The sequence below is a fragment of the Synechococcus sp. GFB01 genome (assembly GCF_001039265.1).
In the GTDB taxonomy this organism is placed as follows: Bacteria; Cyanobacteriota; Cyanobacteriia; order PCC-6307; family Cyanobiaceae; genus NIES-981.
Map to the genome: position 1 here is coordinate 16,581 of NZ_LFEK01000014.1, position 23,000 is coordinate 39,580.

Here is a 23,000-nt window from a genome sequence, read left to right on the forward strand (position 1 = left end):
GGGTCATTGTGACGCCCGGAGGCTGCGTCCCATCCCCTGCACGATGCCCCGGCCCACCAGCCCGATCGCCCGGCCCAGCACCTGGGTGAGCAGCACCACCAGCAGATCGCCCAGCCCCCGTGCCAGGGCCTGGACCTGGGGGGCGAGCGCATCGCGGCTCTCCAGCGCCAGGGTCACCAGCTGCTGGGGCCAGCCGAGCTGGCGCAGTTCCGTGTCGCGGGGTTCGGTGAGGTTCACCGCGACCACGGAGCTCTCCTGCAGGCCGAACAGCACCCTGCGGCTCTCGTAGAGGGCCACCGGCCGCTGCCACCAGCTCTGCCAGCGCAGCTGGGCGTTGAGCTGGTTGCGCAGCCGCTCCAGGCTGCGGGTGGAGAGCAGCTCGGGCCGCAGCAGGTAACGCCTCAGCTCCGGCCAGGCGGCGCAACTGGCGAGCACATCGGCCGCGAGCAGTTCGGCGTTCCGCACCAGCCAGTTGCTCACCAGCAGCTCCAGGTGCAGCACCGCCCGGGGCTCATCGGCCGGGAGCAGCTGGCCCTCCACCAGCAGCGGCTGGGCCAGCACCAGCGTGGCCAGCATCGGTTGCGGCTGCGGCAGTTCCGGGTCGGTGACCTCCAGGGCGGCCTCGCGGATCAGCTGCTCGGCGACGCCGCAGAGCTGGCCCTCGCGCGGCAGCTGCACGTAGGGGCTGGCCATGGCCCGCAAGGCCATCTGGCGCAGCTGGGGTTGGAGCCGCAGCCAGTGTTCGCCCAGCTCCGCTGCGGCGACCGCCTCGCTGGCGAGCTGCTGGCGCAGCATCTGCAGCTGATCCAGCAGGGCGAGCAGCAGATCGCTGCGGCGTTCGGGCCGCAGGGCTGCGAGGGCCAGCAGCTGGCCGCTGCCGTTGCCGGGGCCTGCTGCCAGTGCCGCTCGCAGCCGCGTCGCCAGGCTCGCCCAGATGCCGTCGGCGTTGCGCTGCTGCAGGGTGAGAGCGGTGCGTTGTTTGGCTGCGCCGGCGCCGGCCTCCGGCCGGGCGGAACCCTCCGTGCAGCGGGCCTGCGGTCCCCAGGCCACGCTCAGCGGCCCCCAGAGCAGCAGCAGCAGCTGGCGGGCAGAACGCAGTTCCCGCAGCCGGCCCTGCAGCACAAGCTGCTGCAGCCGGCTGCCGCCAGGCGGTGTGAGCAGCCGCAGGCAGGCCTGGATGTCGGCATCCACCTGCTGCAGGCCGCTGAGCAGCAGCCACTGACCCAGGCCGATTCCGGCGGCCGATCGGTCGGCGGGCTGATCGGCGGAGACGGGCTGGCGCAGTTCCAGCACCCGGCCGCCCTCGAGCAGGGTGTGGATGGCCGCGATCAGTGCATCGGGCTCCGGAGCCTCCAGCAGTCCGGTGGCGGGGAGTTGCAGCAGCAGCGGAGCCGGCAGCCGGTGACCCGTGGACAGCACCAGCAGCAGCGGAGCCGGCTGCCAGCGTTCCTGGAGCAGCTGCAACTGGAGCTGCAGCTGCTCGGGAGCCATGTCCGCCTCGAGAGCCCAGAGCAGGATCTGGGGGGCCCCGCGCAGATCGGCGGGATCGCTGATCACCGTGAGCTCAGCCGCCCGGGCCTGGAGCAGCCGGATCAGGCCATCGCGCAGCAGCGGTTCGGCAAACAGCAGCAGCTGCGGGGTCACGGCCCGATCGGATGCAACGCGCTCACCGTAACGGCTGCGCCGTGGATTCTCCAGCGCTGTCAGGCCCTGCGGCGGGGCCGCCCGGTGAGATGCAGGGTGTATCCCTCGATCGCGAAACCGGTGTGGTCCTCGATCCGCTGGAGCAGTTCGGCGGGCAGTTCCACATCGAGATCCTGGATCTGGCCGGATTCCAGGCAGGTGAGATGGCTGTGGGGATCGCTGCGATAGCCGTAGAGGCGTCCGCTGGCCCGGTCGAGGCATTCGATCACACCGGCGCTCTGGAGGGCCTCCAGGTTCTGGTACACGGAGGTGTGTCCGATGTTGCGGCCGAGGTTGTTGAGCTTCTCGAAGATGTCGCGCGCGCTGAGGTGACTCTTCTCGCTCCAGAGCAGATCAAGCACCATGCGGCGCTGCCGGCTGAGCCGCATCCCCAGGTCACGGCAGCGACGATAGACATCGTCGACACTTGAGCAGCCGGGCGCTCCGAGCTGGCCGGTTCCGAGCTTGCTGGTGATGCTACCGGGGGAAAGGGTGGCGCTCAAGCGACACACCAAAGATTGGGAATGGATCTGTTATAGCCAACCCGCAATCGGACCGCTTTCGCCCCTGCAGGCCGCTCAGGCCAGATCGCTGCTGGCCGCCGGCTGCGGCGTGTCCTGCAGGCGGCCGGGGCCGATCGCCTGCAGGGCTTCGGCCAGATCGACGCGGCCGTCGTAGAGCGCCCGCCCCACGATCACGCCCTCCACCCCGAGGCTGGCCAGGGGCAGCAGGGTCAGCAGGTGCTCCAGCGTGCCGATGCCCCCGGAAGCGATCAGCGGTACGTCGCTGGCTTCGGCCATGGCCCGCAGGAAGTCGAGATTGGGCCCCGCCAGGGTGCCGTCGGTGGCGATGTCGGTGGCGATGATCGCGGCGAGGGGGCTGCGGCTGAACCGGCGCGCCAGCAGCGTGGCATCGGTGCTGCTCGCCTCGATCCAGCCGCGGGTGGCCACCTTGCCGTCGCGGGCGTCGATGCCCACCACGATCCGCCCCGGATGGCGCTCTGCCAGCTGTTCCACCAGCTCGGGCTGCTCGAGCGCCACGGTGCCGAGGATCACGCGATCGAGGCCGCAGGCCAGCAGCTCCTCGGCCCGTTCGGCCGAGCGCACGCCACCGCCCAGCTGCACCGGAATGGCGAGCGCGGCGGTGATCGCCCGCACCGCGGCGTCGTTCACCGGTTTGCCGCTGCGGGCACCGTCGAGGTCGACGACATGGAGCCGCTCGGCACCCTGGGCCTGCCAGCTGAGGGCCTGGGCCACCGGGTCGCCGGAGAAGCGGGTCACCTGGTCGTAGTCGCCCTGGTGCAGGCGCACGCACTGGCCGTCGAGCAGATCGATGGCGGGAATCACCTGCATGGACCGGCGCAGTGGCTGCCAGCCAGGCTGCCAGAGGCGCCACCGCGCGCTGTCAGGGCTGCCGGGCTTTGGCGGAGCATCCTGGAGGATCCGGGCCGCCCCGCCTGTGGCCTTTCTGCTGGAACTGGTGCCGGCCCTGGCCCTCGGACTGCTGCTCGGGCGCCGCTGGCCGTGGCTGGCGGCGCGCCTGGCCGCCCCGCTGGTGACCTGGGGAGTGCCCTTCAGCGTGATGGGACTGCTGCTGCGCAGCGGTCTCGACTGGCGCAGCGGCCAGGTGGCTCTGCTGGCCCTGCTGGCGGTGGCGTGCGGCTTGCTGCTGGTGCGCCGCCGGCTGCCCAGCCCGGTGGAGCAGCTCGGCGCCGTGGTGGGCAACACGGCCTACTTCGGCATCCCCGCGGTGCTGGCGTTGCTGCCGGCGCAGGCGGTGGCTTATGCGATCAGCTACGACCTGGCGGCCACCCTGTTCACCTGGAGCCTCGGGCCGCTGCTGCTCGGGGCCAGCCCCTGCGGCCGCTCGCCGTGCTGCAGGCCCTGATCCGCAGTCCCGCCAGCCGGGGTCTGGCCGGCGCCGCCTGCTGCAGCTCACGCCCTGGCACGCGGCCCTGGCCGGCTGGCTGTGGTGGCCAGCGCGTGGCGTTGTTCTGGCATCGCTGGTGCTGGTGGGCGTGCGGCTGGCCGCGGTGGGGGGCGCGGCCTGCCGCGGCGCCTCTGGCCGGTGCTGCTCTGCAAGCTGCTGCTGTTCCCCCTGGCTCTGCTGGCGGGGGTGGCGCTGCTGGGTCTCTCGCCCCTGGCCCTGCCGCCCCTGGCCCAGGCAGCGCTGGTGCTGCAGGCGGCGGCCCCCACCGCCGTGTCGGTGCTGCTGCTGGCAGAGGCCAGCCCCACGGAGGATCCAGAGGCCGTCGAGGCATCGGCGGCGGCGGCCTGGTGCTGTGGAGCACGCTGCTGGGCCTGCTCAGCGTGCCGCTCTGGGCGCGGCTGCTGGCCCTCGCCGGCCTCAACCCCGGCTCGCCCGGGGCTTGAATGGCGCCCAGTTTCAAGGGCCCGCCGGCGGGCATCGGCATGGACATTCTGGTGATGGGCGGCACCCGTTTCGTGGGCCGTCCGCTGGTGGAGCGCCTTCTCGCCGCCGGCCATGCCCTGACGCTGTTCACCCGCGGCAACCGGCCGGCGCCGGCCGGGGTGGAACACCTGGTGGGTGATCGCGGCACGCCCGAGGGGCTGCAGCAGCTTGACGGCCGTCGTTTCGATGTGATCGTGGATAGCTCCGGTCGCAGCCTCGAGGATTCACGTGAGGTGATCGAGCGCACCGGTGCCCCGGCCCACCGGTTCGTGTACGTGAGTTCGGCCGGCGTCTACGCCGACAGCGAACGGTGGCCCCTCGACGAGGACAGCCCCACCGATCCGGCCAGCCGCCATGCCGGCAAGGCTGAAACGGAGGCCTGGCTGCGCAGCCAGGGCATCCCCTTCACCAGCTTCCGGCCCACCTACATCGTGGGCCCGGGCAACTACAACCCCGTGGAGAGCTGGTTCTTCGACCGGATCGTGCATGGCCGGCCGGTACCCCTGCCGGGGGACGGCAGAACGATCACCCAGCTGGGCCATGTCGACGATCTGGCCGGCGCGATGGCCCGCTGCATCGAGGTGGAGACCGCCGCCAACCGGATCTACAACTGCACCGGCCGCCAGGGTGTCACCTTCCGCGGCCTGGTGCACGCCGCCGCCCGTGCAGCCGGAGTGGATCCCACCAGCGTGGAACTCCGCAGCTTCGATCCCGCCGGCCTCGACAGGAAGGCCCGCAAGGCCTTCCCGCTGCGGCTGGCCCACTTCCTCACCGACATCACCCGGGTGCGGCGCGAGCTGGCCTGGGAGCCCGCCTTCGATCTCGAGGCCACCCTGGCCGACAGCTTCAGCAACGACTACGCCAGGCGGATGCCCACCAGCCCGGATTTCAGCGCTGATGCGGCGTTGATCGGTTGAGCATCAGCGGCGCCGCAGATAGCCCCAGGCGGAGCTGAGAGCCAGCGCCAGCGAGGGCCAGAAGAGCCACCAGCCCAGCCAGCGGGTCCAGGCGGCGCCGCTCCAGGGCCAGAGCAGCAGCAGCAGGCTCGCAAACTGGAGCACGGTCTTGGCCTTGCCGCCGAGCGAGGCAGGACCGCCGCCGCTGGCGCCGCTGCGCCAGCCTGAGATCAGCAGTTCGCGGGCCAGCAGCAGCCAGATCGCCCAGAGCGGCAGCAGGCCGACGGCGCCGAGCCAGAGCAGCGGCGCGACGATCAGCAGCTTGTCGGTGAGCGGGTCGAGCCGGGCGCCCATGGCGTGCCACCACCGGCGCGGCGGGCCAGCACGCCATCGGCCCAGTCGCTGAGACCACCCAGCAGCAGGAGCCACCAGGCCGCGCCGGCCAGGCCGGTCGAGAGAGCCAGGATCAGCGGCAGGCCCAGCAGGGCCCGGCCCAGGGTGAGCGCGTCGGCCAGGTGGCGCAGCCGCCGCGCGGAGGGCTTGGCGCTCACGGCAGGGGGCCCAGCTGAGCATTGAGACCGTAGGGATCGGCATCGGCAGGATCGACGATGCCCAGCTCCCGGCGCCACTGGTTCACCGGTTTGTCCCAGCCCTCCTCCCATCGCACTGCAGCCAGACAGGCGGCCTGGCGGGCGATCGCATGGCCGTGAGCCACCGCGGCGCTGAGCCCGGGGAAGCGTTCGGGCTGGAAGCGGAAGCTGGCCAGCTGGCCGGCTGTAGTGAGCAGCACGTAGCCCGGGAAACCGATCTGGCAGGCGGTGATCGCCAGCACACCGTTCTCACCATCGGGTCCGGTGCCGAAGCCGGTGATCACGTGGTGGATGTCGTGGGTGGTGGCGATCCGCTGGGTGAGCCAGCGGCCGTCGCTGCCGATGTCGCGAGGGCGGAAGAACTCCGGGTGGTAGCCGAGCGCGACGATCAGATCGGCGTAGCGCCGACCGAGGCTGCCGGGCGGCAGCTGTCGCAGGGCGTCGATGTCGGGCTGGAGGGGCGGGTAGCGCTCATCGAGCAGGGTGGCGCCTCCTGGCGCTTGCCTGAAGCGCTGCACGCTGGCGGCCAGCTGGGGGCTGTCGAGAAAGCTGTCGATCAGGTCGGCCACGCTGCTGAGCTCACCGCCGCTGCGCCCGATCGCGGCAAGCAGCCGCAGTTTCTCGGCGGCGCGCAGCAACTCCTGGAAGCGGCCCATCACAACTGGCAACCGGTACCGCCCGATTGTGATCCACTCCGACGCGCGGACTCAGAATGCCTCCAGCCGCCGGTCACCTTCGTGGTGCAACAGCCCGTCTCCACCGTGATGTCTGCCCCGGTGCTCAGCGTGTCGGTGGAGTCGCCGCTCCAGCAGGCGGTGCAGCTGATGAGCGAGCATCACATCAGCGGCCTGCCGGTGGTGGATGGCAGCGGCGCCCTGGTGGGCGAGCTCACCGAGCAGGATCTGATGGTGCGCGAGAGCGGCTTCGACGCCGGCCCCTACGTGCTGCTGCTCGATGCGGTGATCTATCTTCGCAATCCGCTCAACTGGGACAAGGAGGTGCACCAGGTGCTGGGCAGCACCGTGGGCGAGGTGATGCGCACCAAGGTGCACACCTGCAGCGCCGATCTGCCCCTGCCGGCCGCCGCCCGCCAGCTGCATGAGGGCGGCACCCAGCGGCTGTTCGTGCTCGATGACGCCCGCCGGCCGATCGGCGTGCTCACCCGCGGCGATGTGGTGCGCGCCCTGGCCTCGGCCGGCTGAACCGCGGGGCCCCTCAGGCGGCCCTGCCGGTTGAGGCGTGGGGCTCGCTCCAGGCCACCACGGCACCGTCGGCCACCAGCCAGAGCGCTTCACCGGCGGGCCGGGGATGGCCTCCCGTGAGCCGACCGAAGGCCGGCAGGGCCAGCCGCTCGCTGCGACGGCAGTAGCTGAAGCACGGCAGCCGCAGGCGGCTGGACCCACGGCCGACCAGCGCCACCGGGTGCAGGTGGCCGCAGAGGTTGAGCCGATCGGCCTGGCACTCCGGCTGGTGGCTCAGCCACCAGGGGCCCAGGGCCTGGGAGGGCTCCTGGGGCAGCCCTTCGATCCAGCTGCCGCGCTCGTGGTTTCCCCCGATCAGCCGCAGCGGGCAGCCGAGCAGCTCGGGCAGGGCCGCCAGCTTCGCCCGCAGCTCCCCGGTGAGCCCCAGCCGACTGTGGATCAGATCGCCCAGCACGATCACCTGTTGCGGCTGCCGCAGCGCCGCCAGCGTGAGCAGGGCGTTGAGGGTGGCGGCATCGCCGTCGCTGGGAAGGGGGATGCCATGGGCCTGGAAGGTTTCGGCCTTGCCCAGGTGCAGATCGGCCAGCAGCAGGATGCGCCGCTGCGGATCCCACACCCCCCCGGCGCCCAGCAGTTCCAGGATCTCGCCGCGCCAGGGGAAGCGGGCCTCGCGAGCGGCAGTCACCGGCCGGCCATCACCCGCTGGTAGGCCGGTCGCTGCTGGGTGGCGCTGATCGTGGCCTGAACATGGGGATAGGCGCCCAGGTCGATCTGGGGGAAGAACACCGGCAGATAGGCCAGGTAGGCGTGCACGGCGCAGTCGGCGACGCCCCACCGATCGCCGATCAGGGGCGCGCCGCCGGCCAGCAGTCCGTCGAGCACCGACATCAGCCGCGGAAACTCCCGCTCCCGGTTGCTCGGCACGAACAGGGCCGTGGCCAGGGTGGCGTTGGCGAACAGCACCCACTGCTGGGCCAGGGCCCGTTCGGCGGCGTTGCGGCACTCCCCGCCATGCTGCTCGGCCAGGTAGAGCAGGATGGCCCCGCTTTCGAAGAGCTGCAGCCGGCCACCCGGCAGGGCGGGATCCTCCTCCACCAGGGCCGGCACCTTGCCGAAGGGGTTGATGGCGGTGAAGCGATCCTGGCGGTGCTCGCCGGCTTCGAGGTCGATCACCTGCCAGGTGTAGGGGATGCCCTTCTCCTCCAGGTACCAGCGCGGCATCGAGGCGCGGCTGCGCAAGGCTCCGTAGAGGGTGATCGCCATGGCTGGGGGTGTGCTGGGGCAGGGCGCCAGTATCGGGCCCGGCGGCTGCCGGCGGCGGCCACACTGGAGCCACTCCACCGCCGTGCGTCATGTCTGGCCCGTTGGAGACCCCACCCCGCAACCGCAGCCCCAGCCGCAGCCCCAGCCGCAACCCGCCCAGCTGATGCGGCTGGCCCCCATCTGGTGGGCCGGGTGCGTCGCGGGGTGGTGGGCAGCAGCCGCTATGCGCGCAGTCTGCGCGAGGCGATCGGCCGGGCCTCCGCCGATCCCGGCCGGCGGCCGGTGCTGTTCTGCGGCGAGCCGGGGCTGGAGAAGGACAACCTGGCTGCCCTGGTGCACTTCGGTTCCCGGGACCGTCAGCAGCTGATGGTGCGGCTCGACGGTGCCCTGCTGAGGCCCGATGGCGCCGAGCTGTTCGGTCGCGCCGGCAGCGCCGCCGCTGATGCCCTGCTGCCCCTGCTCGGTGCCGGCGCCTGCTGATCGACAAGCTCGATCAGGTGCCCGCCGAGCTGCGCCCCCAGCTGCTGCGTCTCGCCCGCACGGGCGAGTGGCGACCGGTCGATTCGGAGGAGCCCTGGCAGCGGTTCGAGGGGCGCCTCTTCTTCACCGCCGAGCAGGCGATGCCGGCCTTCGATCGCTGCTGCACCCTGATCCGGGGTGCCGCCCCTGCGGGTGCGGCGCCAGGACCTGGGCGAATGGATCCGCTACGGCGTGACGCAGCGCAGCCGCAAGCTCGGCTGGGAGCGGCCGCCGCAGGTGCCGGAGACGGTGGTGAAGCGCCTGCAGAGCTACGACTTCCCCAACAATCTACGGGAACTTGAGACCCTCATCTACCGCGCCCTGCAGCAGGTGCGTCGCCAGGAGCAGCGCAACGACGACCTCAGCCTGCCCGCCGTGCTGCCGGAGGACGTGTTCTGGACCTCGCCGCGGCAGCAGCGCTACCGCTTCGACATCTGGCGCTGGAAGCCAAGGCTGCGCGACTGGATGCGCGCCCCCTGGTTGTGGAACACCCTGTTGTTCGGTCTGGTGAGCTGGCTGTTCGTGCTGGTGAACCTCTGGCTCTGGCTCGGTCCCCAGGATCGGGCCCACAACGGTGCCCTGAACCTCTTCTGGGCCTGGTGGTGGCCGCTGATCCTGCTGGGCTTCCCGCTGGTGGGGCGGCTGTGGTGTTCGTTCTGTCCCTTCATGGTGTGGGGCGAGATCGTGCAGCGGGCGGCGCGGCTGCTCGGCCTGCAGCCGGCCCGCTGGCCGCGCGGCAACAGCGACGACTGGGCCTCGCCGCTGCTGGCGGCGGGCTTCGCCCTGATCCTGCTCTGGGAGGAGGTCTGGGATCTGCAGAACACCGCCTGGCTGAGCAGCTGCCTGCTGCTGGCGATCACGGCCGGGGCGGTGATCGGCTCGCTGCGCTTCGAGAAGCGCTTCTGGTGCCGCTATCTCTGCCCGGTGGGAGGCATGAACGGCCTGTTCGCCAAGCTGGCGATCACCGAGCTGCGGGCTCAGGTGGGCACCTGCAGCGGCAGCTGCAGCACCTATGCCTGCTTCAAGGGTGGGCCTGCCGACGGCGAGGGCCTGGCCACCGGCGGCTGTCCGCTCGGCACCCACCCCGCACACCTGAGCGACAACCGCAACTGCGTGCTCTGCCTCACCTGCGCCCAGGCCTGCCCCCACCGTTCGGTGCAGCTGGCGCTGCGGCCCCCGGCCGCGGATCTGCAGCGGGAGATGGACACCCCAGTGGGCGAGCCGGGGCTGATCCTGGTGCTGGCCGGCGATCTCTGCCTGCATCAGTGGCGGCGGCTGCTGGGCTGGCTGCCGCTGGCCCCGGCCAGCCTCACGCACGGGCCGCTGCTGCCGCGCCTGGCCATCGCCGCTGTGGCGCTGGCTCTCCCCTCGGCCCTGTTTCTGCTCGCCCGCGCGCTCTTTTCGGCACCGCGTCTGCGCCGCAGCCTCTACGGTCTGCTGCCGCTGATCTGGGGGCTGCTGCTGGCCCGCCATCTGCCGATCGGCATGGCCGAGGCCGGAGCGCTCCTGCCGGTGAGCCTCGCTCCCCTGGCCGCCGGGCGGGGATGGGGCCTGGCTGGCGGCCTTGCCCGCCTGGCGGGCCGATGCCCATGTGATCGCGTTCTGTCAGAGCGCGGCCGTGCTGGTGGGCTGCTGTGCCTCGGTGGTGGTGCTGCGGCGACTGCTGGCCAACAGTCGCCAGGCCTGGCTGGGAGCTCCGCCCTGGCGCTTGCCCTCGCCGCCGGCGGCCGCTGGCTGGTGGCGCTCCCCTGAGTCGCCAGGCGCCGGGACGGCCCGCTCGGGCCTCCTACTGGCGGCGGCAGAGGAGCTGGATGTCGCTCCAGCGGTAGAGGCTGGTGGTGTCGTCCGGGCGGGCCTCCGCGAACTGACGCTCCTTGGTGAGCAGGTTGTCGCGGCCGATGCGGTTGGCGATCGCCACCTTCTCGCGGCCGTGGCTCCGACTCCACTCCAGGCAGTCGTGGCGGAGGTCGCCGGCGCGCGAGGGGGCCCGCAGGGCAGCAGCGGCAGCAGCAGGAGCGCCAGGGCCAGCAGGTTCTGGCGGCGCCCCTGCCAGATACCGGAANGGATCCGCGACACATGCCGCACCTGTCGCGACCGNCCCACGTAGACCCACACCGTGCGGCCATCGCTGANGGGCCGGAGCTGGCGCTCGTAGAGCCGGGGCACCCCCTCGAAGCGATCGAGCCGGGCCAGCTGCGCGGTGCTCACCAGGTAGAGCTCGCCCTGCAGCCAGACCTGGGGATCGTCGCTGGCCACGGCCATCGGGAACGGACCCAGGTCGTAGAGGGCCAGACCCGCCAGCCGGGCCTCCCCGCACCAGCGGCTGCCGCTCAGCCAGTGGTGGCCGGACTGGCCGCGCTTGAGGCTCCCATAGACGAACACCAGAGCGGCAGAATCGCTCTCGCCCCGCGGATCCGTCATGACGATTGCCCTCCTGATTGCCCTGGCCGGTTCACTGGCGCTGATGGCCGTGATCGTGCGCCGTCTGGAGCAGTCATCCTGAGCCGCTGGCCGCACCGCCGTTTTTAGCGGGCTTCGGCGGCTTCGGCTTCCCGCTTCAGCCGCTCGAGCCGCTCCAGGACACTTTCGTTGCTGAAGCGGTTGTTGAGCCGTTCCGCCAGCAGCGGAAAGGCGAATGGCCCCGGCCTGGGGGGTCGTTCGATCAGCCATGAGCAGCCCTGCAGACGTTTGAGCACCGCGGCAAGCCGGGGCAGCTCCAGCTGCTCGGCCAGCACCTCCCGCCGGGCCTGCTCCAGCAGCCGGTTGCCGGGCTCGTGCTTCTGGAACACATCGAACAGCAGCGAGGCGCTGATCTGCAGCTGGCCGCCGCTGCGGCCCTGGCCGGGTAGGCCCGTGACCACCAGGCCGGCGATCTGGGCGATCGCGCGGAAGCGGCGGCGGCAGAGCTCCGAGAGATTGAGCGCCTGCTCGAGGTCGCCGTCGAGATCCTCCACGTCGAGCAGCGCGTCGCCGTGGAGCTCCAGCAGCTCCTCGAACGGATAGCCCCTGGGCGCCAGCAGCTCGAAGCCGTAGTCGTTCACCGACACGGTGATCGTGCTGGGGCGGTGCCGCGCCAGGCGCCAGGCCCACAGAAAGCCAAGCCCCTCGTGCACGAAGCGCCCTTCGAAGGGGTAGGCGTAGAGGTGACTCCCCTCCCGGGTGCGGCAGACCTCCAGCAGCATCTGATCGGCCCTGGGGATCGCCGAGAGCTCGGCCTGGCGGCGCAGCAACGGTTCGAGGGCCTGCAGTTCCGGGCTGTCGAGCCAGCCGCCGCCGTCCGACTCCGATCCGTCTGCCAGGGCCCGGGCACAGCGGTCCACCTCCTGGCGCAGCTGGGCGCTCAGCAGATCGGAGAGGGCCATCTGTCCCCCCGCCCAGGCCGGCACCGTGGTGCTCCTGCGCGTGGTCGCCTTCACCTGGGCGGTCATCTCCCGCAGCCGCACGAACTCCAGCTGCCGCCCGGCGAAAAAGAACACGTCTCCCGGTCTGAGTCGGCCGATGAACGCCTCCTCCACATGGCCGAGCACGGCGCCACGCACGAACCGCACCGTGACGGAGCGATCGGCGGTGATCGTGCCGATGTTGAGGCGGTGCAGGCGGGCGATCGCCGGCTCGCGCACCACGAAACGCTCGCCGTCGCGCTCCAGCTTGCGGTAGCGCGGATAGGCCCCGAGGCACTCGCCCCCCTCCTCCAGGAAGCGCAGGCACCAGCGCCAGTCGCTGTCGCTCAGATTGCGGAAGCTCCAGGCCGTGCGCACCGCCGCCAGCTCCTGCGCCGGCATCAGGCCGGGTCCGCAGGCCAGGCTGGTGAGGTGCTGCAGCAGCACGTCCAGCGGCAGCCGTGGCGGCCGCCGGGTCTCGATCAGACCTTCCGCCAGGCCCCGGCGCATGGCGCTCACCTCCAGCAGCTCCAGGGCATGGGTGGGCATGAACAGCACCTGGGAGGTACCGCCGGGGGCATGGGCGCTGCGGCCGGCGCGCTGCAGCAGCCGCGCCAGGTTCTTGGCCGAGCCGATCTGCACCACGCGCTCCACCGGCTGGAAGTCGACCCCCAGATCGAGGGAGCTGGTGGCCACCACCCAGCGCAGCTCACCGCTCTTCACCCGGCCCTCGATCGCCTCCCGCTCGGCCCGGTCGATGGCGCTGTGGTGCAGCGCCAGGGAGCCCTCCATCTCCGGACAGGCGAAGCGCAGGCACTGGTGCCAGCGTTCGGCCTGGTTGCGGGTGTTGGTGAACAGCAGGGTGCTCACAGCCGGATCGAGGCCGGCCACCAGCTCCTCGTACATGCGCAGGCCCAGGTGCCCGGCCCAGGGGAAGCCGTCGATCGACTCCGGCAGCAGGCTCCGGATCGCGGTGGCCCGTGGGATCGACGCGGTGATCAGCCGCGGCCTGCCCACCATCCCCACGGCGGCCCGCGCCGCCTCATCGAGGTTGCCGATCGTGGCGCTGACCGCCCAGGTGCGCAGGCCCGGTCGCAGCCGCCGCAGCCAGCTGAGGCACAGCTCGGCCTGCACGCCGCGCTTGCTGCCCATCAGCTCGTGCCACTCGTCCAGCACCACCGCCTGCAGGGCTCCGAACAGCTCCGGTGCCCGGGCATTGGCCAGCAGCAGGCTGAGCGATTCCGGTGTGGTGATCAGGATCTGGGGCGGCGTGCGCAGCTGCCTGGCGCGCTCATGGCTGGAGGTGTCGCCGTTGCGGATGGCGAGCCGCAGGGGCCAGCCCATCGCCGTGATCGGCGCCTGGATGGCCAGGGCCAGGTCGCGGCTGAGGGCCCGCAGCGGCGTGAGGTAGAGGAGCCGCAGGCCGGCAGGCGGCGTGGCCGCCTTCCCGTGGGCCTCATCCCAGCCGCTTCCGCCAGCAGCTCGGCGATCGGGCCCATCACGGCGGCGTAGGTCTTGCCGGATCCGGTGGGCACCTGCACCAGCCCGCTCTCGCCCGCCAGGTAGGCGAGCCAGGCCTGGCGCTGGAACGGCAGCGGCGTCCATCCCTGACGCGCGAACCAGGCTTCGATCGGCGCCAGGCTGGTGCTCATGGCTGCGGCTCCAGCAGCGCCAGGGCCGCCTCCAGGGTGTCGGCCTCCGGGGCGGGCTTGTCGCGGCGCCAGCGGCGGATGCGCGGGAAGCGCACCGCGATGCCGCTCTTGTGGCGTGTGGAGCGCTGCAGACCCTCGAAGGCCAGTTCGAACACCTGCAGCGGTTGCACGGCCCGCACCGGCCCGAAGCGCTCGGTGGTGTGGCTGCGGATCCATCGATCCAGCGCCGTGATCTCGCTGTCGTCCAGGCCGGAATAGGCCTTGGCGAAGCTCACCAGGTCGCTGCCGCTCCAGAGCCCGAAGGTGTAGTCGGTGTAGAGGTTGGCGCGGCGGCCGCTGCCGGCCTGGGCGTAGAGCAGCACGGCATCGAGCGTGTAGGGGTCGCGCTTGTGCTTCCACCAGTGGCCGCGCCGGCGGCCGGCCAGGTAGGGCGACCCAAGGGCCTTGAGCATCAGCCCCTCGGCGGCGGCACCGGCCGCCATCCGGCGCAGCGGCTCTAGCTGCTGCCAGGAGTCGAGGGGCAGACGGGGGGAGAGGCGCAGGAGCCCGGCTGCGGGAGATGCGGGCGCCGCCGCGAGGCCGTGGAGCAGGTGCTCCAGGGCGGCGCGGCGCTGCTGCAGGGGCCGCGGCCGCCAGTCGTCGCCACCCAGCTCGAGCAGGTCGTAGGCCACGAACGCCGCCGGGCACTCGCTCAGCAGCCGGCGGCCCGGAGCCTGCGGCCGAGCCGCCGCTGCAGCTCGCTGAAGGGGGCCGGCCGAGGTGCCTGCGGCGGCCACACCAGCAGCTCGCCGTCGAGCACCGTGCCCTCCGGCAGAGCGGCGCTGGCGGCGATCAGCTCCGGGAAGCCGGCGTTGATCAGCTCCTCCCCGCGGCTCCAGAGAAAGCCCTCACCGCTGCGGCGGATCAGCTGTCCGCGGATGCCGTCGAACTTCCACTCCACCAGCCACTCGCCGGCTCCCCCGGGCAGTTCTCCCTGCAGTGGTGATGCCAGGAAGAAGGGATAGGGCCTGCTCGGCACGGTCTCGGCCGGATCGGCCGGCCCCAGCAGCGCCCGGAAGGCCTCGGCACTGGGTGTGAAGCCGCCCATCAGGCGGTGCTGCAGCACCGTCTCCTCCAGGCCGCTGATCCGGGCCAGGGCACGCAGCACCAGCCCCTGGGCCACGCCCACCCGCAGCCCGCCGGTGAGCAGCTTGTTGGCCACCAGCAGTTCGCCGGGCTCCAGGCCGCGCCACAGGCCTCGCACCGCCTCCGCCTGCCGGTCGGCATCGAGGCCGGCGGCCGCCGGCAGCAGCTCCTCCATCCACTGGTGCAGCGGACGCTGCGCCGCTGAATCGCCTGGCGGAGGGAGCTGGTCGGAGGCCACCTGAGCCCAGAGCAGGGCGATGGTCTCGGCCGAATCGCCCACCTGGGCGTAGCACTCGTCGAACAGCCAGTCGGGCAGGGAGGAGCCCTCCAGGCAGATCTGCCGCAGCCGCCGGCCGGTGATCAGGCGCCGTCCCTGCTTGCCCAGCAGCACCTGCAGGGCCCAGGCGGCATCGGCGGGTTCAGCGCCGCGGAAGTAGGTCGCCAGGGCCTCCACCCGCGCCGCGGTGCCGGGGCTGGCGTCGAGCTCGTGGTAGAGCGCGGCGAAGCGTCGCATCACACGACAAAGCCCCGGAGTTGCCTCCGGGGCGGAGCTTCAGACGACCGTAGCGGTGCTTCAGGACTGCTTGGGAACGAACAGCTGCGAGAGCACGACAAGGATCCCGGCACCGGCCAGGGCGGGAAGGATCACGGGCAACCCCTTGGGAGCCACGGCCGACGCGAAGACCAGGACGTTCATGACCGATACGGTTCATCAGGAACCGCATCTGATTAGCACTGTTGCCGCATGGCCGGGTGGTGGTGCAACGGTTCGACAAGCTCAGGCCGCGCCCGCCCCGGCGCTGGCCGGAGCCTCGTCGCCATGGCCCCGCTCGGCCGCGAAGTCGCCCTCCAGCGGCTCGGCGCCGATCCCTTCCACCTCGCGCAGATAGCGGGCCAGGCCGTGGCTGTTGCCATGGGTCACATAGACCTGCCGGGCGCGGCTCTGCCGCACCGTGCGGATCAGGCCCGGCCAGTCGGCGTGATCGCTGAGCACGAAGCCGCGCTCGTAGCCGCGGCGGCGGCGGGCGCCGCGCACGGCCATCCAGCCGCTCACGAAGGCCGTCTGGGGCTGCTGGAAGCGCTTCATCCACACCGACCGGTGCGCCGCCGGCGGGGCGATCACCAGCCGCCCGGCCAGGGACGCGCCGCGCCCCACGGCACTCACGGGGCGTGTGGGCGGCATCGTCACCCCCGCCTCGCGATAGGCCGGCATCAGCGCCTCCACCGCACCGTGCAGCAGGATCTCCTCGCTCACGCCGATGGCGGCCAGTTCGGCCAGCAGGCGCTGCGCCTTGCCGAACGCGTAGGCGAACAGGATCGAGGGCCGCTCCGGCGCCTCGCGCCACCACCGTGCGATCTGCCGGGCCACCGCCGCACCGCTGCTCCAGCGGTAGATCGGCAGGCCGAAGGTGGCCTCGGTGATGAACACATCGGCGCTCACCGGCTCGAACGGTGCGCAGCTGGGGTCGGCGCAGCGCTTGTAGTCGCCGCTCACCAGCCAGCTCTCGCCGCCGGCCTCCAGCCGGATCTGGGAGCTGCCGAGCACGTGCCCGGCGCTGTGGAATGACACCCGGGCCCCGCCGATCCGGTGCAGGTCGCCGTAGTCGACCGGGATCAGGTTGATCGAAGCGCCGAGGCGCCGGCGCAGGATCGCCTCACCGGCGCCCACCGCCCAGTACTCGCCGCAGCCAGGCCGGGCGTGGTCGGCGTGGGCGTGGCTGATCAGGGCCCGGGGAACCGGTCGCCAGGGGTCGATCCAGGCCGCCGCCGCCGGGCAGTAGAGCCCCTGGGGTGTGAGCTGGAGCAGGGCGCCGGCTGGCAGGGGCATCGGGCGGGCAGCGGCGGCGCCATCCTGGCGGGAGTGCGCCAGTTCCCGGGTCGCTCTGATTGGATCGCCACCTGCCTCGGGCCAGGAGCCTGTTCGCCTGGAACGTGCTGCTCATCACCGCACGCCGCAGGCGAGCCTCTGAGCAACGCGGCTGCCGCGGCTACGGTCCCTGCCATCTGCGTCGGGCTGCCGTGACCATCCCCCGAACCCTTCGACACCTGGCGGCCGGCACTCTGGCGGTGGCGTTGATCAGCTCGGGCGTCGCGGCGCAGCCGCGGGTCGCCTTGGACAGCTTGGGTCTCGGCTTGGCAGGATCCGGCTCCTATTTTTCCCGCAACGAGTACCTGGCTGTCACCTTCACGACCGGGCCTTCGGCGGTTCAGATCGACAAGATGGTTCTGAGCCTCGCGGATGCAACCACCAACCCGCTGGCGTTCAACCTCGATCTCTATAGCTTTGACGGCAACGAGCCTGTCGGTCCCGTGCTCGCCTTCGCAGACCTCTCGGTCAGAGGTGTCACTGGTTCATACAAGCATTTTGCCTTCAACAAGGCAGCTCTTGGCGCTCTCGGCACCTACAAGCTTCAACCAAACAAGGCCTATGCCCTGGTCCTGTCCACCGACGGTGGCACCGGAACATTAGAAGACAATATGACAGCTGGTAATGCTTACAAGNTCTACGAANGCTTCAGTCCAGCGGGAGCTGGCTTTTACCTGAGAAATCTGAAGGGCGAAGATCGATGGAACTCGTGGGTGAATACCCCCTTGCTGAGGGTTTCTATCACCCCAGCAGCCCAGGCCGGCCCTTGAAGNCCTGCCGTGCGGTGGAGCTTTGGTGCGGGGATGTGGGGCGTGGATTCGGGCATCAGGCTCTTAGCGGCAGGCCTTGAGGTAGGCCGGGTCCAGGGGGGGTGTGGCTTCCTCCAGCACCTCCTGCAGCGAACTCAGGCTCACTCCCCTGCGGAAATGGTCGCAGCCTTCGGCGCTGCGGCCCTGAAGAAAAATGATTTCTCCGTAATAGATCTGGCTGAACGCTGCTTGGGGGTCCAACGCGAGGGCGCGGCTGGCGTCAGCCAGCGCCCCCGGACGATCTCCGGTCCAGTTTCTGAGACGGCCCCGGTTCAGGTAGGCGGAGACATCCTTGGGATCGAGCTCGATCGCTTTGTTGTAGTCGGTGATCGCGGCAGCGTAGTTCCGGGGGTCGTTGGCCTTCACGCTGGCCCGATTGAAATAGGCATAGGCGTGCCTGGGGTTCAGCTCAATGGCCTTGTCGTAATCGGCGATGGCTCCAAGCAAGTCCTTGGCAGCGTCCTTTGCATTGCCTCGGGCATAGTAGATATCGGCATCCTTGGGATCGAGCTCGATCGCCTTGCTGTAGTCGGCGACGGCCCCCTGGAAGTCGTTCAGTTCAACTTTGATGCCGCCTCGGTTGTAATAGGTCGCAGGTTCTGCTGGATCGAGTTCGATCGCTTTGTCGTAGTCGGCAAGCGCGCCCCTGTCGTCATTGAGTTCGTCCCTGGCAAGGGCACGATGAAAGTAGCCCAGGCTGTTCGACGGCTCCAGTTCGATCACCTGATCGAAGTCGGCGATCGCTGCCTGGTAGTCCTGAAGGGCAGCCTTCGCTTCGCCGCGCCTTCTCAGAACCTGGGCCTTGTATTCAGGCTCGTTGCCAGCGCCCTGGTGAAGTCGTCGATGGCACCTTTGTAGTCTTTCAGACCGATCCTGGCATTGCCCATCTCGTGATAGGGCACCACATCGGGATTGAGAGCACTCGCTTTGTTGAAATCCGCGAGTGCGCCGCGGTAATCCTGCAGGCCTTCCGACTTCACATACCCCTGGATGATGAAGCCCCGGGAATTCCCTGGATCGAGGCGCAGACCCTCCCGGCAGTCGGCGATCCCCTTGTCTGCATCCCCTACGCCCACACGGGCCCAGCAACGATCGAGCCAGGCGTCCACCAGCGTTGGATCACGGCGGATCGCCTCGCTGCAGTCGGCCACCGCCGCCTTCCAGTCCTGGGCCCCGTTGTGCTGGGAGCAGCGCTCGGCATACCCCGCCGCATCGACGGGTTCCGCCAGGACTCTTGGGGTGGCGAGGATCAGGCTCCCCAGCGGCAGACAGTTCAGCAGGAGCGCTGCTCTGAGCAATGCGTCCCGCACTGCACGGAAGACCAGGGGCTGGCGCGGCGGTGTCGGCATCGGGGTCTATGGAGACGCGAAGGACGGAAGCCGGAATCCGGGCAAGAATTTCCTACTCCCTCCCCGTTCAGGCGAGCCAACCCCATGGCGACAGGAACCGGCGCCGGCCTTCTGCGGAACCCGTGCGCCACCCACATCCGTGTGCCGTGTCGACGCAGGCCTGGCGGTGCGGGAGCGCGGCGGCGTCACGCCGGCTTCGCTCTCAGCCTGCTGGTGCCGGTCCTGATGATCGCCCCGGCCCCGGTAGCTGCCAGGCCAGTAAACGTGGACTTCAACTTCACGCCCTATCTCCCCCCCGCCAGGGACGCCGACAAGGTCACCACCCTGGAGGGGGTGGTGGAACTGGAGCTGAACGGGGTGCCGATGCTGGAGCTGCCGCTGGAGTCCAAGTCCGCCCTGCTGATGGACAGCAGTGCGGAGGGGATCGAGGTGTTTCCCGCCCTCTGGCTCAACGCCCTGGAGCTGCAGCCGCTGCTCCGCCGCGGCGACAACCTGCTGCGGCTGCAGTTCACGCCCAGGGACGGGGCGGTGTCCTATCGCAGCCAGTTCCGCTGGACGGTGATCGAGGACCAGACCACCACCAGCACCACGGCCAGGGGTTCCCTGCTCACCACCAATCACGGAGCCGGAGGCCGTGAGGACCGGGAGGCCCGCGGGCCGGTGACGGTGCAGCAGGCGTTTCAGGCGCCCTTTGCCAAGGTGGAACCCTGGCACGCTGCGCCGGCCGTCACCACGCTCACGCCGGCGGACCGTGCCGCGATCCAGGAGCTGATCCGCCGGCGGGCGGCGCTGTTCTCCCCCGACTTCGAGGCCGCCTATCGCTTCCTCGCCGGCCTTCCCAAGGATCGGGGGATCAGCCTCGACATTTCGGAGATCCGTCGCCTGAGGTGCCTGGAGGCCGGCTATGCCACTGGGATCCGGGTGGCCGCCCCCGCCGAAGCGGATCTGAATCTGGCCACCACCAACAGCCCGGTGGTGGTGGCCCGTGGGGAGGGCGAGTTCCTGATGAGCTTCCCCAATGAGCCAGGCATGGCCGAGCGCTATGAGGCGCTGCCGAATGACAAGGGATTCTGTTTTGCGGTCAGCTTCAACATGCTCTTCCCCAAGCGGCTGCTGCTGGTGAAGGGCGTGGATGGGCAGTGGCAGATCCTGCGGTGAGCCGCCTTGGCCCCCTGCCTGAGGTGCTGCTCCCGGCCTGCTCGCAGCGCTCTTCCGCAGATCGCCATTCATCGCCAGGACGGTAGCGAGACCCCCCCTGGGATCTGCTGCAGGGCCCGCGATCACGCCGGTTTGTTGTGCAACCGAACCCTCTGCGGATGTCCTGTGGAGGGCCTCACTCACTGGCCCTCCGATTATGCCGAACAGCGTCTACTGCTCGTTTCGAAGACCTGTCAGACCGCACCGATGCAATGGTGCCTCACGGTGAGGGATTGGCTGGATCGGAAGCTAGGGCCTGGCGGAGCTTGTCCATCAACGGCAGCCGCTGTTCCGGATCCCCAACCAGTTGCAGAACCCCGGTCTCGGGCCACCAGTTGAGCTTCAGGTTGCTGACGCCGTCGTCGATCACGGCGACCTCGAAGGCCCCCTTGTGCTCCCAATGGCATCGAACTCCCAGAGTTTCGAGAATGCTCTGCAATTCAGAAAGGCTGCCATTGAAATTCATCTGACTTGCATCAATGATGCATCATTCTAACCTGATTCCTGAACCGTTTTTCACTCCCAGATTCGGTTCGCTGATCCGCCTCAGGCCAGCCCCCGCTGCTGTGGCTTTCGCTCAGCGGCTCATCGCCAGCATGCGCTCGATCGGCGCCAGGGCCTTGAGGCGCACCTCCTCCTCCATGACGATCTCCGGAGCCATGCGATCGAGGCACTGCCACAGCTTCTCCAGCGTGTTGAGGCGCATGTAGGGGCAGGCGTTGCAGCTGCAGCCGTCGGCACCGGGCACTTCGAAGAACTGCTTGTGGGGGACCTTGAGGCGCATCTGGTGCAGGATCCCGGGCTCGGTGAGCACGATGAAGCTTGCGGCGTCGCTCTCCTCGGCGCGGTGGAGCAGCTTGCTGGTGGAGCCGATGAAGTCGGCCAGATCGAGCAGATGCTGCTGGCACTCCGGGTGGGCGAGCACCTCNGCTTCGGGGTGCTCGAGCTTGAGCTGCAGCAGCGCCTGCTCGCTGAAGGCTACATGCACCTGGCAGCTGCCGGGCCAGAGGGTCAGCGTGCGGCCGCTCTGGGCCTGCACCCAGCGGCCGAGGTTTTCGTCGGGGCCGAACAGGATCGGCCGGTCGGCGGGCAGCTGTTTCACCAGATCCACGGCGTTGCTGCTGGTGCAGATCAGGTCGCTCTGGGCCTTCACCGCTGCCGAGCAGTTGATATAGCTCACGGCGAAGTGCTCGGGGTGTTCGGCGCGGAAGGCGGCGAAGGCGTCGGCCGGGCAGGCGTCGGCGAGGGAGCAGCCGGCAGCCAGGTCCGGCAGCAGCACCGTCTTGGTGGGATTGAGGATCTTGGCCGTTTCGGCCATGAAGTGCACGCCGCAGAACACGATCACGTCGGCGTCGGTGCTGGCGGCTTTGCGGGCCAGCTCCAGGGAATCGCCGATGAAGTCGGCCACGTCCTGGATGGCGTCGTCCTGGTAGTAGTGCGCCAGGATCACGGCGTTGCGCTCACGGGCGAGGGCCCGGATGGCGCCGGGTAGTTCCCCGGGAGGCGGGATCGGGTGTGCAGCGCTACGGCTTGCCGTGCTCTGGGAGGCTGCGAAGACCAACGCGGTCCCACGCTTGGTGCAGGATGACGCCAGCCTAGGCATCCGTTTGCGCCTTTCCGACGGGTCGCACCTGCGCCTGGCCATCGCCGGCGATCTCCACGGCCAGTGGGACGGACTCGATCAGGACCTGCTGCAGATCCTCGAGCCCGATGCCCTGCTGGTGGTGGGCGACCTGAGCGACGGCCAGACGCGCATNCCCCGCTGTCTGGCGGCCCTGGATCTTCCCGTTGCCTGCGTGCTCGGCAACCACGACAGCGGCCGTGACGGCTCTGGGCGCACCCTGCTCCGCCAGCTCGATCTTCTCNGCGAGCGCCACTGCGGCTNGGGGCTGCGCCAGCTCGTTNCCCCGGGGCTGGCGGTGGTNGGGGNCCGGCCGGGCNACCGCGGGAGGTGGCNTTCACCTCTCCAAGGCGGTGCAGGCGGTGTTCGGCCCGGTCACGCTGGAAGAGTCGACGCGCCGGATCGAGGCCGCCGCTGCCGCCGCCGATCCGCAGCTGCCGCTGGTGCTGCTGGCCCACTGCGGCCCGGCGGGGCTGGGCAGCGAGGCCGCCGATCCCTGCGGTCGCGACTGGAAGCGTCCCGCCCGCGACTGGGGGGATCTGGATCTGGCCCAGGCGATCACCACGATCCGGCGCCGTCGGCCGTTGCCCCTGGTGGTGTTCGGTCACATGCATCACCAACTGCGGCGTGGCCAGGGTGCCCGCCGCAGCTTCCAGCGGGACACCGCCGGCACCGCCTACCTCAACACCGCCTGCGTTCCCCGCCACGGCTGTGACGGCGACGGCCGCGAGTTGCGCCATTTCAGCTGGGTGGAGCTGCAGGGCGGTGCGCTGCAGCATGCCAGCCATCGCTGGTACGGCCGCGATGGGCGCCTGCTCTACCAGGAGCGGCTCTTCCAGGCGCCGGTGCCGGTGGCGCCATGCTGATCGTGGCCTGCGTGAGCGCCCATGGCTTCGGCCATGGCTCCCGCACCGCGTCCGTGCTGGCGGCCCTGCATCGGCTCCGCCCAGACTGGCAGCTGGTGGTCTCCAGCGCCCTGCCCGATGGCTTTCTCGACCTGGCGCTGGCCGGGGTGCCCCACACCCGCCGCCGCTGCCGCTGGGACGTGGGGGTGATCCAGGCCGATGCCCTCGGCGTGGATGCCGCCGCCACCCTGGCGGCCCTGCAGGAGCTGGAGGGTCTGCTGCCGGCTCAGCTGGAGCGCGAGGCCGCCTGGCTGAAGCGCCAGGCCGGGCCGCTTGTGCTGCTCGGCGACGTGCCGCCCGCCGCGGCGCTGCTGGCCCGCTCTCTCGGGGCGCCGCTGATTTGGCTGGCCAGCTTCGGCTGGGATGCCATCTACGGCCCGATGGGCGAGGCCTTCAGCGGCTGGACCGCGCGCTGCCGGAGCCTCTACCGGCAGGGGGATCTGCTGCTGCACTGCCCCCTGGCGATGCCGATGCCCTGGGATCTGCCGGAGGTCCGGCTCGGCCTCACCGCGTCTGCCCCGCGCCTGCCT

Annotated in this window: 21 protein-coding genes and 6 pseudogenes; 10 read left to right on the forward strand and 17 right to left on the reverse strand. The window is 70.5% G+C overall.

Annotated features, from left to right (window positions below):
• Nucleotides 1-3: 3 nt before the first annotated feature.
• From SYNGFB01_RS02915 to hisA, 3 genes are all read right to left on the reverse strand, one after another.
• Entirely contained in the window at nucleotides 4-1,644 is a 1,641-nt protein-coding gene (locus SYNGFB01_RS02915; RefSeq protein WP_053068282.1) for a DUF3685 domain-containing protein, read from the reverse strand.
• A gap of 59 nt (nucleotides 1,645-1,703) precedes the next feature.
• Nucleotides 1,704-2,072: a Fur family transcriptional regulator gene (locus SYNGFB01_RS02920; protein ID WP_048016869.1), complete on the reverse strand. Its 369-nt coding sequence runs from the start codon at nucleotides 2,070-2,072 to the stop codon at nucleotides 1,704-1,706.
• A gap of 189 nt (nucleotides 2,073-2,261) precedes the next feature.
• Complete coding sequence (hisA, locus tag SYNGFB01_RS02925) at nucleotides 2,262-3,035, reverse strand: 1-(5-phosphoribosyl)-5-[(5-phosphoribosylamino)methylideneamino]imidazole-4-carboxamide isomerase (RefSeq protein ID WP_048016858.1); 774 nt, start codon at nucleotides 3,033-3,035, stop codon at nucleotides 2,262-2,264.
• Nucleotides 3,036-3,141: 106 nt separating this feature from the next.
• Between hisA and SYNGFB01_RS15165 the strand changes: the two genes are divergently transcribed.
• The 3 genes from SYNGFB01_RS15165 (at nucleotide 3,142) to SYNGFB01_RS02935 (ending at nucleotide 5,012) form a co-directional block, all read left to right on the forward strand.
• Nucleotides 3,142-3,570 (forward strand): hypothetical protein, encoded by a 429-nt coding sequence (locus SYNGFB01_RS15165; protein ID WP_053068283.1) that lies wholly within the window; start codon nucleotides 3,142-3,144, stop codon nucleotides 3,568-3,570.
• 84 nt (nucleotides 3,571-3,654) lie between these two features.
• Entirely contained in the window at nucleotides 3,655-4,110 is a 456-nt protein-coding gene (locus tag SYNGFB01_RS15170) for a hypothetical protein (RefSeq protein ID WP_235299883.1), read from the forward strand.
• A complete protein-coding gene (locus tag SYNGFB01_RS02935) occupies nucleotides 4,095-5,012 on the forward strand; it encodes an NAD-dependent epimerase/dehydratase family protein (protein ID WP_048016870.1) in 918 nt (305 codons plus the stop codon). Before SYNGFB01_RS15170 ends, SYNGFB01_RS02935 begins: the two co-directional genes overlap by 16 nt.
• 3 nt (nucleotides 5,013-5,015) lie before the next feature.
• Here the strand turns inward: SYNGFB01_RS02935 and SYNGFB01_RS02940 are convergent.
• Together SYNGFB01_RS02940 and SYNGFB01_RS02945 are read right to left on the reverse strand one after the other, a co-directional pair.
• Nucleotides 5,016-5,515, reverse strand: a pseudogene (locus SYNGFB01_RS02940) (CDP-alcohol phosphatidyltransferase family protein).
• Nucleotides 5,516-5,538: 23 nt separating this feature from the next.
• A complete protein-coding gene (locus tag SYNGFB01_RS02945) occupies nucleotides 5,539-6,237 on the reverse strand; it encodes a Coq4 family protein (RefSeq protein WP_082325826.1) in 699 nt (232 codons plus the stop codon).
• A gap of 108 nt (nucleotides 6,238-6,345) precedes the next feature.
• Between SYNGFB01_RS02945 and SYNGFB01_RS02950 the strand changes: the two genes are divergently transcribed.
• Complete coding sequence (locus tag SYNGFB01_RS02950; protein ID WP_048016859.1) at nucleotides 6,346-6,783, forward strand: CBS domain-containing protein; 438 nt, start codon at nucleotides 6,346-6,348, stop codon at nucleotides 6,781-6,783.
• 13 nt (nucleotides 6,784-6,796) lie between these two features.
• On the opposite strand, the gene pdeM is transcribed toward SYNGFB01_RS02950, so the two are convergent.
• Together pdeM and SYNGFB01_RS02960 are read right to left on the reverse strand one after the other, a co-directional pair.
• Complete coding sequence (gene pdeM / locus SYNGFB01_RS02955; protein WP_053068285.1) at nucleotides 6,797-7,468, reverse strand: ligase-associated DNA damage response endonuclease PdeM; 672 nt, start codon at nucleotides 7,466-7,468, stop codon at nucleotides 6,797-6,799.
• A complete protein-coding gene (locus tag SYNGFB01_RS02960) occupies nucleotides 7,465-8,046 on the reverse strand; it encodes a glutathione S-transferase family protein (protein ID WP_048016873.1) in 582 nt (193 codons plus the stop codon). Before SYNGFB01_RS02960 ends, pdeM begins: the two co-directional genes overlap by 4 nt.
• Nucleotides 8,047-8,229: 183 nt before the next feature.
• Between SYNGFB01_RS02960 and SYNGFB01_RS15175 the strand changes: the two genes are divergently transcribed.
• Together SYNGFB01_RS15175 and SYNGFB01_RS15180 are read left to right on the forward strand one after the other, a co-directional pair.
• Nucleotides 8,230-8,526, forward strand: a complete 297-nt coding sequence (locus SYNGFB01_RS15175; RefSeq protein WP_235299884.1) for a hypothetical protein — start codon at nucleotides 8,230-8,232, stop codon at nucleotides 8,524-8,526.
• 504 nt (nucleotides 8,527-9,030) lie between these two features.
• Nucleotides 9,031-9,471 (forward strand): annotated as a pseudogene (locus SYNGFB01_RS15180) (4Fe-4S binding protein); the annotation flags it as partial.
• Between the two features lie 699 nt (nucleotides 9,472-10,170).
• Here the strand turns inward: SYNGFB01_RS15180 and SYNGFB01_RS15185 are convergent.
• From SYNGFB01_RS15185 to SYNGFB01_RS15190, 8 genes and pseudogenes are all read right to left on the reverse strand, one after another.
• Entirely contained in the window at nucleotides 10,171-10,986 is an 816-nt protein-coding gene (locus SYNGFB01_RS15185; RefSeq protein WP_235299885.1) for a gamma-glutamylcyclotransferase, read from the reverse strand.
• Between the two features lie 104 nt (nucleotides 10,987-11,090).
• Nucleotides 11,091-13,597, reverse strand: a pseudogene (locus tag SYNGFB01_RS02970) (ligase-associated DNA damage response DEXH box helicase).
• Nucleotides 13,594-14,049 (reverse strand): hypothetical protein, encoded by a 456-nt coding sequence (locus tag SYNGFB01_RS16135; RefSeq protein ID WP_369795469.1) that lies wholly within the window; start codon nucleotides 14,047-14,049, stop codon nucleotides 13,594-13,596. The pseudogene SYNGFB01_RS02970 and the gene SYNGFB01_RS16135 overlap by 4 nt, the downstream one beginning before the upstream one ends.
• Nucleotides 14,044-15,236 (reverse strand): annotated as a pseudogene (locus tag SYNGFB01_RS14015) (ATP-dependent DNA ligase); the annotation flags it as partial. The gene SYNGFB01_RS16135 and the pseudogene SYNGFB01_RS14015, both read right to left, overlap by 6 nt.
• Before the next feature lie 60 nt (nucleotides 15,237-15,296).
• A complete protein-coding gene (locus tag SYNGFB01_RS15830) occupies nucleotides 15,297-15,419 on the reverse strand; it encodes a hypothetical protein (RefSeq protein WP_255347520.1) in 123 nt (40 codons plus the stop codon).
• 81 nt (nucleotides 15,420-15,500) lie between these two features.
• Nucleotides 15,501-16,550, reverse strand: coding sequence for a ligase-associated DNA damage response exonuclease (locus SYNGFB01_RS02980; RefSeq protein WP_200900043.1), 1,050 nt, complete (start codon nucleotides 16,548-16,550; stop codon nucleotides 15,501-15,503).
• 872 nt (nucleotides 16,551-17,422) lie between these two features.
• On the reverse strand, nucleotides 17,423-18,190 hold the full coding sequence (locus tag SYNGFB01_RS02990) for a tetratricopeptide repeat protein (protein WP_255347521.1): 768 nt from the start codon (nucleotides 18,188-18,190) through the stop codon (nucleotides 17,423-17,425).
• Entirely contained in the window at nucleotides 18,187-18,747 is a 561-nt protein-coding gene (locus SYNGFB01_RS15190; protein ID WP_152669487.1) for a tetratricopeptide repeat protein, read from the reverse strand. Before SYNGFB01_RS15190 ends, SYNGFB01_RS02990 begins: the two co-directional genes overlap by 4 nt.
• A 264-nt stretch (nucleotides 18,748-19,011) precedes the next feature.
• Between SYNGFB01_RS15190 and SYNGFB01_RS02995 the strand changes: the two genes are divergently transcribed.
• Nucleotides 19,012-19,905 carry a hypothetical protein gene (locus SYNGFB01_RS02995; protein ID WP_048016861.1) on the forward strand — a complete coding sequence of 298 codons (894 nt, stop codon included), beginning with the start codon at nucleotides 19,012-19,014 and terminating at the stop codon, nucleotides 19,903-19,905.
• A 259-nt stretch (nucleotides 19,906-20,164) separates the two neighbouring features.
• On the opposite strand, the gene SYNGFB01_RS03000 is transcribed toward SYNGFB01_RS02995, so the two are convergent.
• Both SYNGFB01_RS03000 and nadA read right to left on the reverse strand, forming a co-directional pair.
• The gene (locus tag SYNGFB01_RS03000; protein WP_048016862.1) at nucleotides 20,165-20,410 is read right to left on the reverse strand and encodes a hypothetical protein; all 246 of its coding nucleotides are present in this window, start codon (nucleotides 20,408-20,410) and stop codon (nucleotides 20,165-20,167) included.
• A 111-nt stretch (nucleotides 20,411-20,521) separates the two neighbouring features.
• Nucleotides 20,522-21,505, reverse strand: coding sequence for a quinolinate synthase NadA (gene nadA, locus SYNGFB01_RS03005; RefSeq protein WP_048016863.1), 984 nt, complete (start codon nucleotides 21,503-21,505; stop codon nucleotides 20,522-20,524).
• On the opposite strand from nadA, the pseudogene SYNGFB01_RS16140 reads away from it, so the two are divergent.
• The 3 genes and pseudogenes from SYNGFB01_RS16140 to SYNGFB01_RS03015 form a co-directional block, all read left to right on the forward strand.
• Nucleotides 21,423-21,704: pseudogene (locus tag SYNGFB01_RS16140) on the forward strand (metallophosphoesterase); the annotation flags it as partial. The gene nadA and the pseudogene SYNGFB01_RS16140 overlap by 83 nt on opposite strands.
• 223 nt (nucleotides 21,705-21,927) lie before the next feature.
• Nucleotides 21,928-22,431, forward strand: a complete 504-nt coding sequence (locus tag SYNGFB01_RS16145; RefSeq protein WP_369795468.1) for a TIGR04168 family protein — start codon at nucleotides 21,928-21,930, stop codon at nucleotides 22,429-22,431.
• Nucleotides 22,425-23,000: pseudogene (locus SYNGFB01_RS03015) on the forward strand (hypothetical protein); the annotation flags it as partial. The gene SYNGFB01_RS16145 and the pseudogene SYNGFB01_RS03015, both read left to right, overlap by 7 nt.

Excerpts from the sequence above, each read along its gene's own strand:
- SYNGFB01_RS02960 (WP_048016873.1), bottom strand. The coding sequence starts at position 8,046 with ATGGCGATCACCCTCTACGGAGCCTTGCGCAGCCGCGCCTCGATGCCG.
- SYNGFB01_RS02950 (WP_048016859.1), top strand. The coding sequence starts at position 6,346 with ATGTCTGCCCCGGTGCTCAGCGTGTCGGTGGAGTCGCCGCTCCAGCAG.
- SYNGFB01_RS03000 (WP_048016862.1), bottom strand. The coding sequence starts at position 20,410 with ATGAATTTCAATGGCAGCCTTTCTGAATTGCAGAGCATTCTCGAAACT.
- hisA (WP_048016858.1), bottom strand. The coding sequence starts at position 3,035 with ATGCAGGTGATTCCCGCCATCGATCTGCTCGACGGCCAGTGCGTGCGC.
- SYNGFB01_RS15830 (WP_255347520.1), bottom strand. The coding sequence starts at position 15,419 with ATGAACGTCCTGGTCTTCGCGTCGGCCGTGGCTCCCAAGGGGTTGCCC.
- SYNGFB01_RS02920 (WP_048016869.1), bottom strand. The coding sequence starts at position 2,072 with ATGCGGCTCAGCCGGCAGCGCCGCATGGTGCTTGATCTGCTCTGGAGC.
- SYNGFB01_RS02935 (WP_048016870.1), top strand. The coding sequence starts at position 4,095 with ATGGACATTCTGGTGATGGGCGGCACCCGTTTCGTGGGCCGTCCGCTG.
- SYNGFB01_RS02980 (WP_200900043.1), bottom strand. The coding sequence starts at position 16,550 with ATGCCCCTGCCAGCCGGCGCCCTGCTCCAGCTCACACCCCAGGGGCTC.
- SYNGFB01_RS16135 (WP_369795469.1), bottom strand. The coding sequence starts at position 14,049 with ATGCTCAAGGCCCTTGGGTCGCCCTACCTGGCCGGCCGCCGGCGCGGC.
- SYNGFB01_RS15190 (WP_152669487.1), bottom strand. The coding sequence starts at position 18,747 with ATGCCGACACCGCCGCGCCAGCCCCTGGTCTTCCGTGCAGTGCGGGAC.
- SYNGFB01_RS02945 (WP_082325826.1), bottom strand. The coding sequence starts at position 6,237 with ATGGGCCGCTTCCAGGAGTTGCTGCGCGCCGCCGAGAAACTGCGGCTG.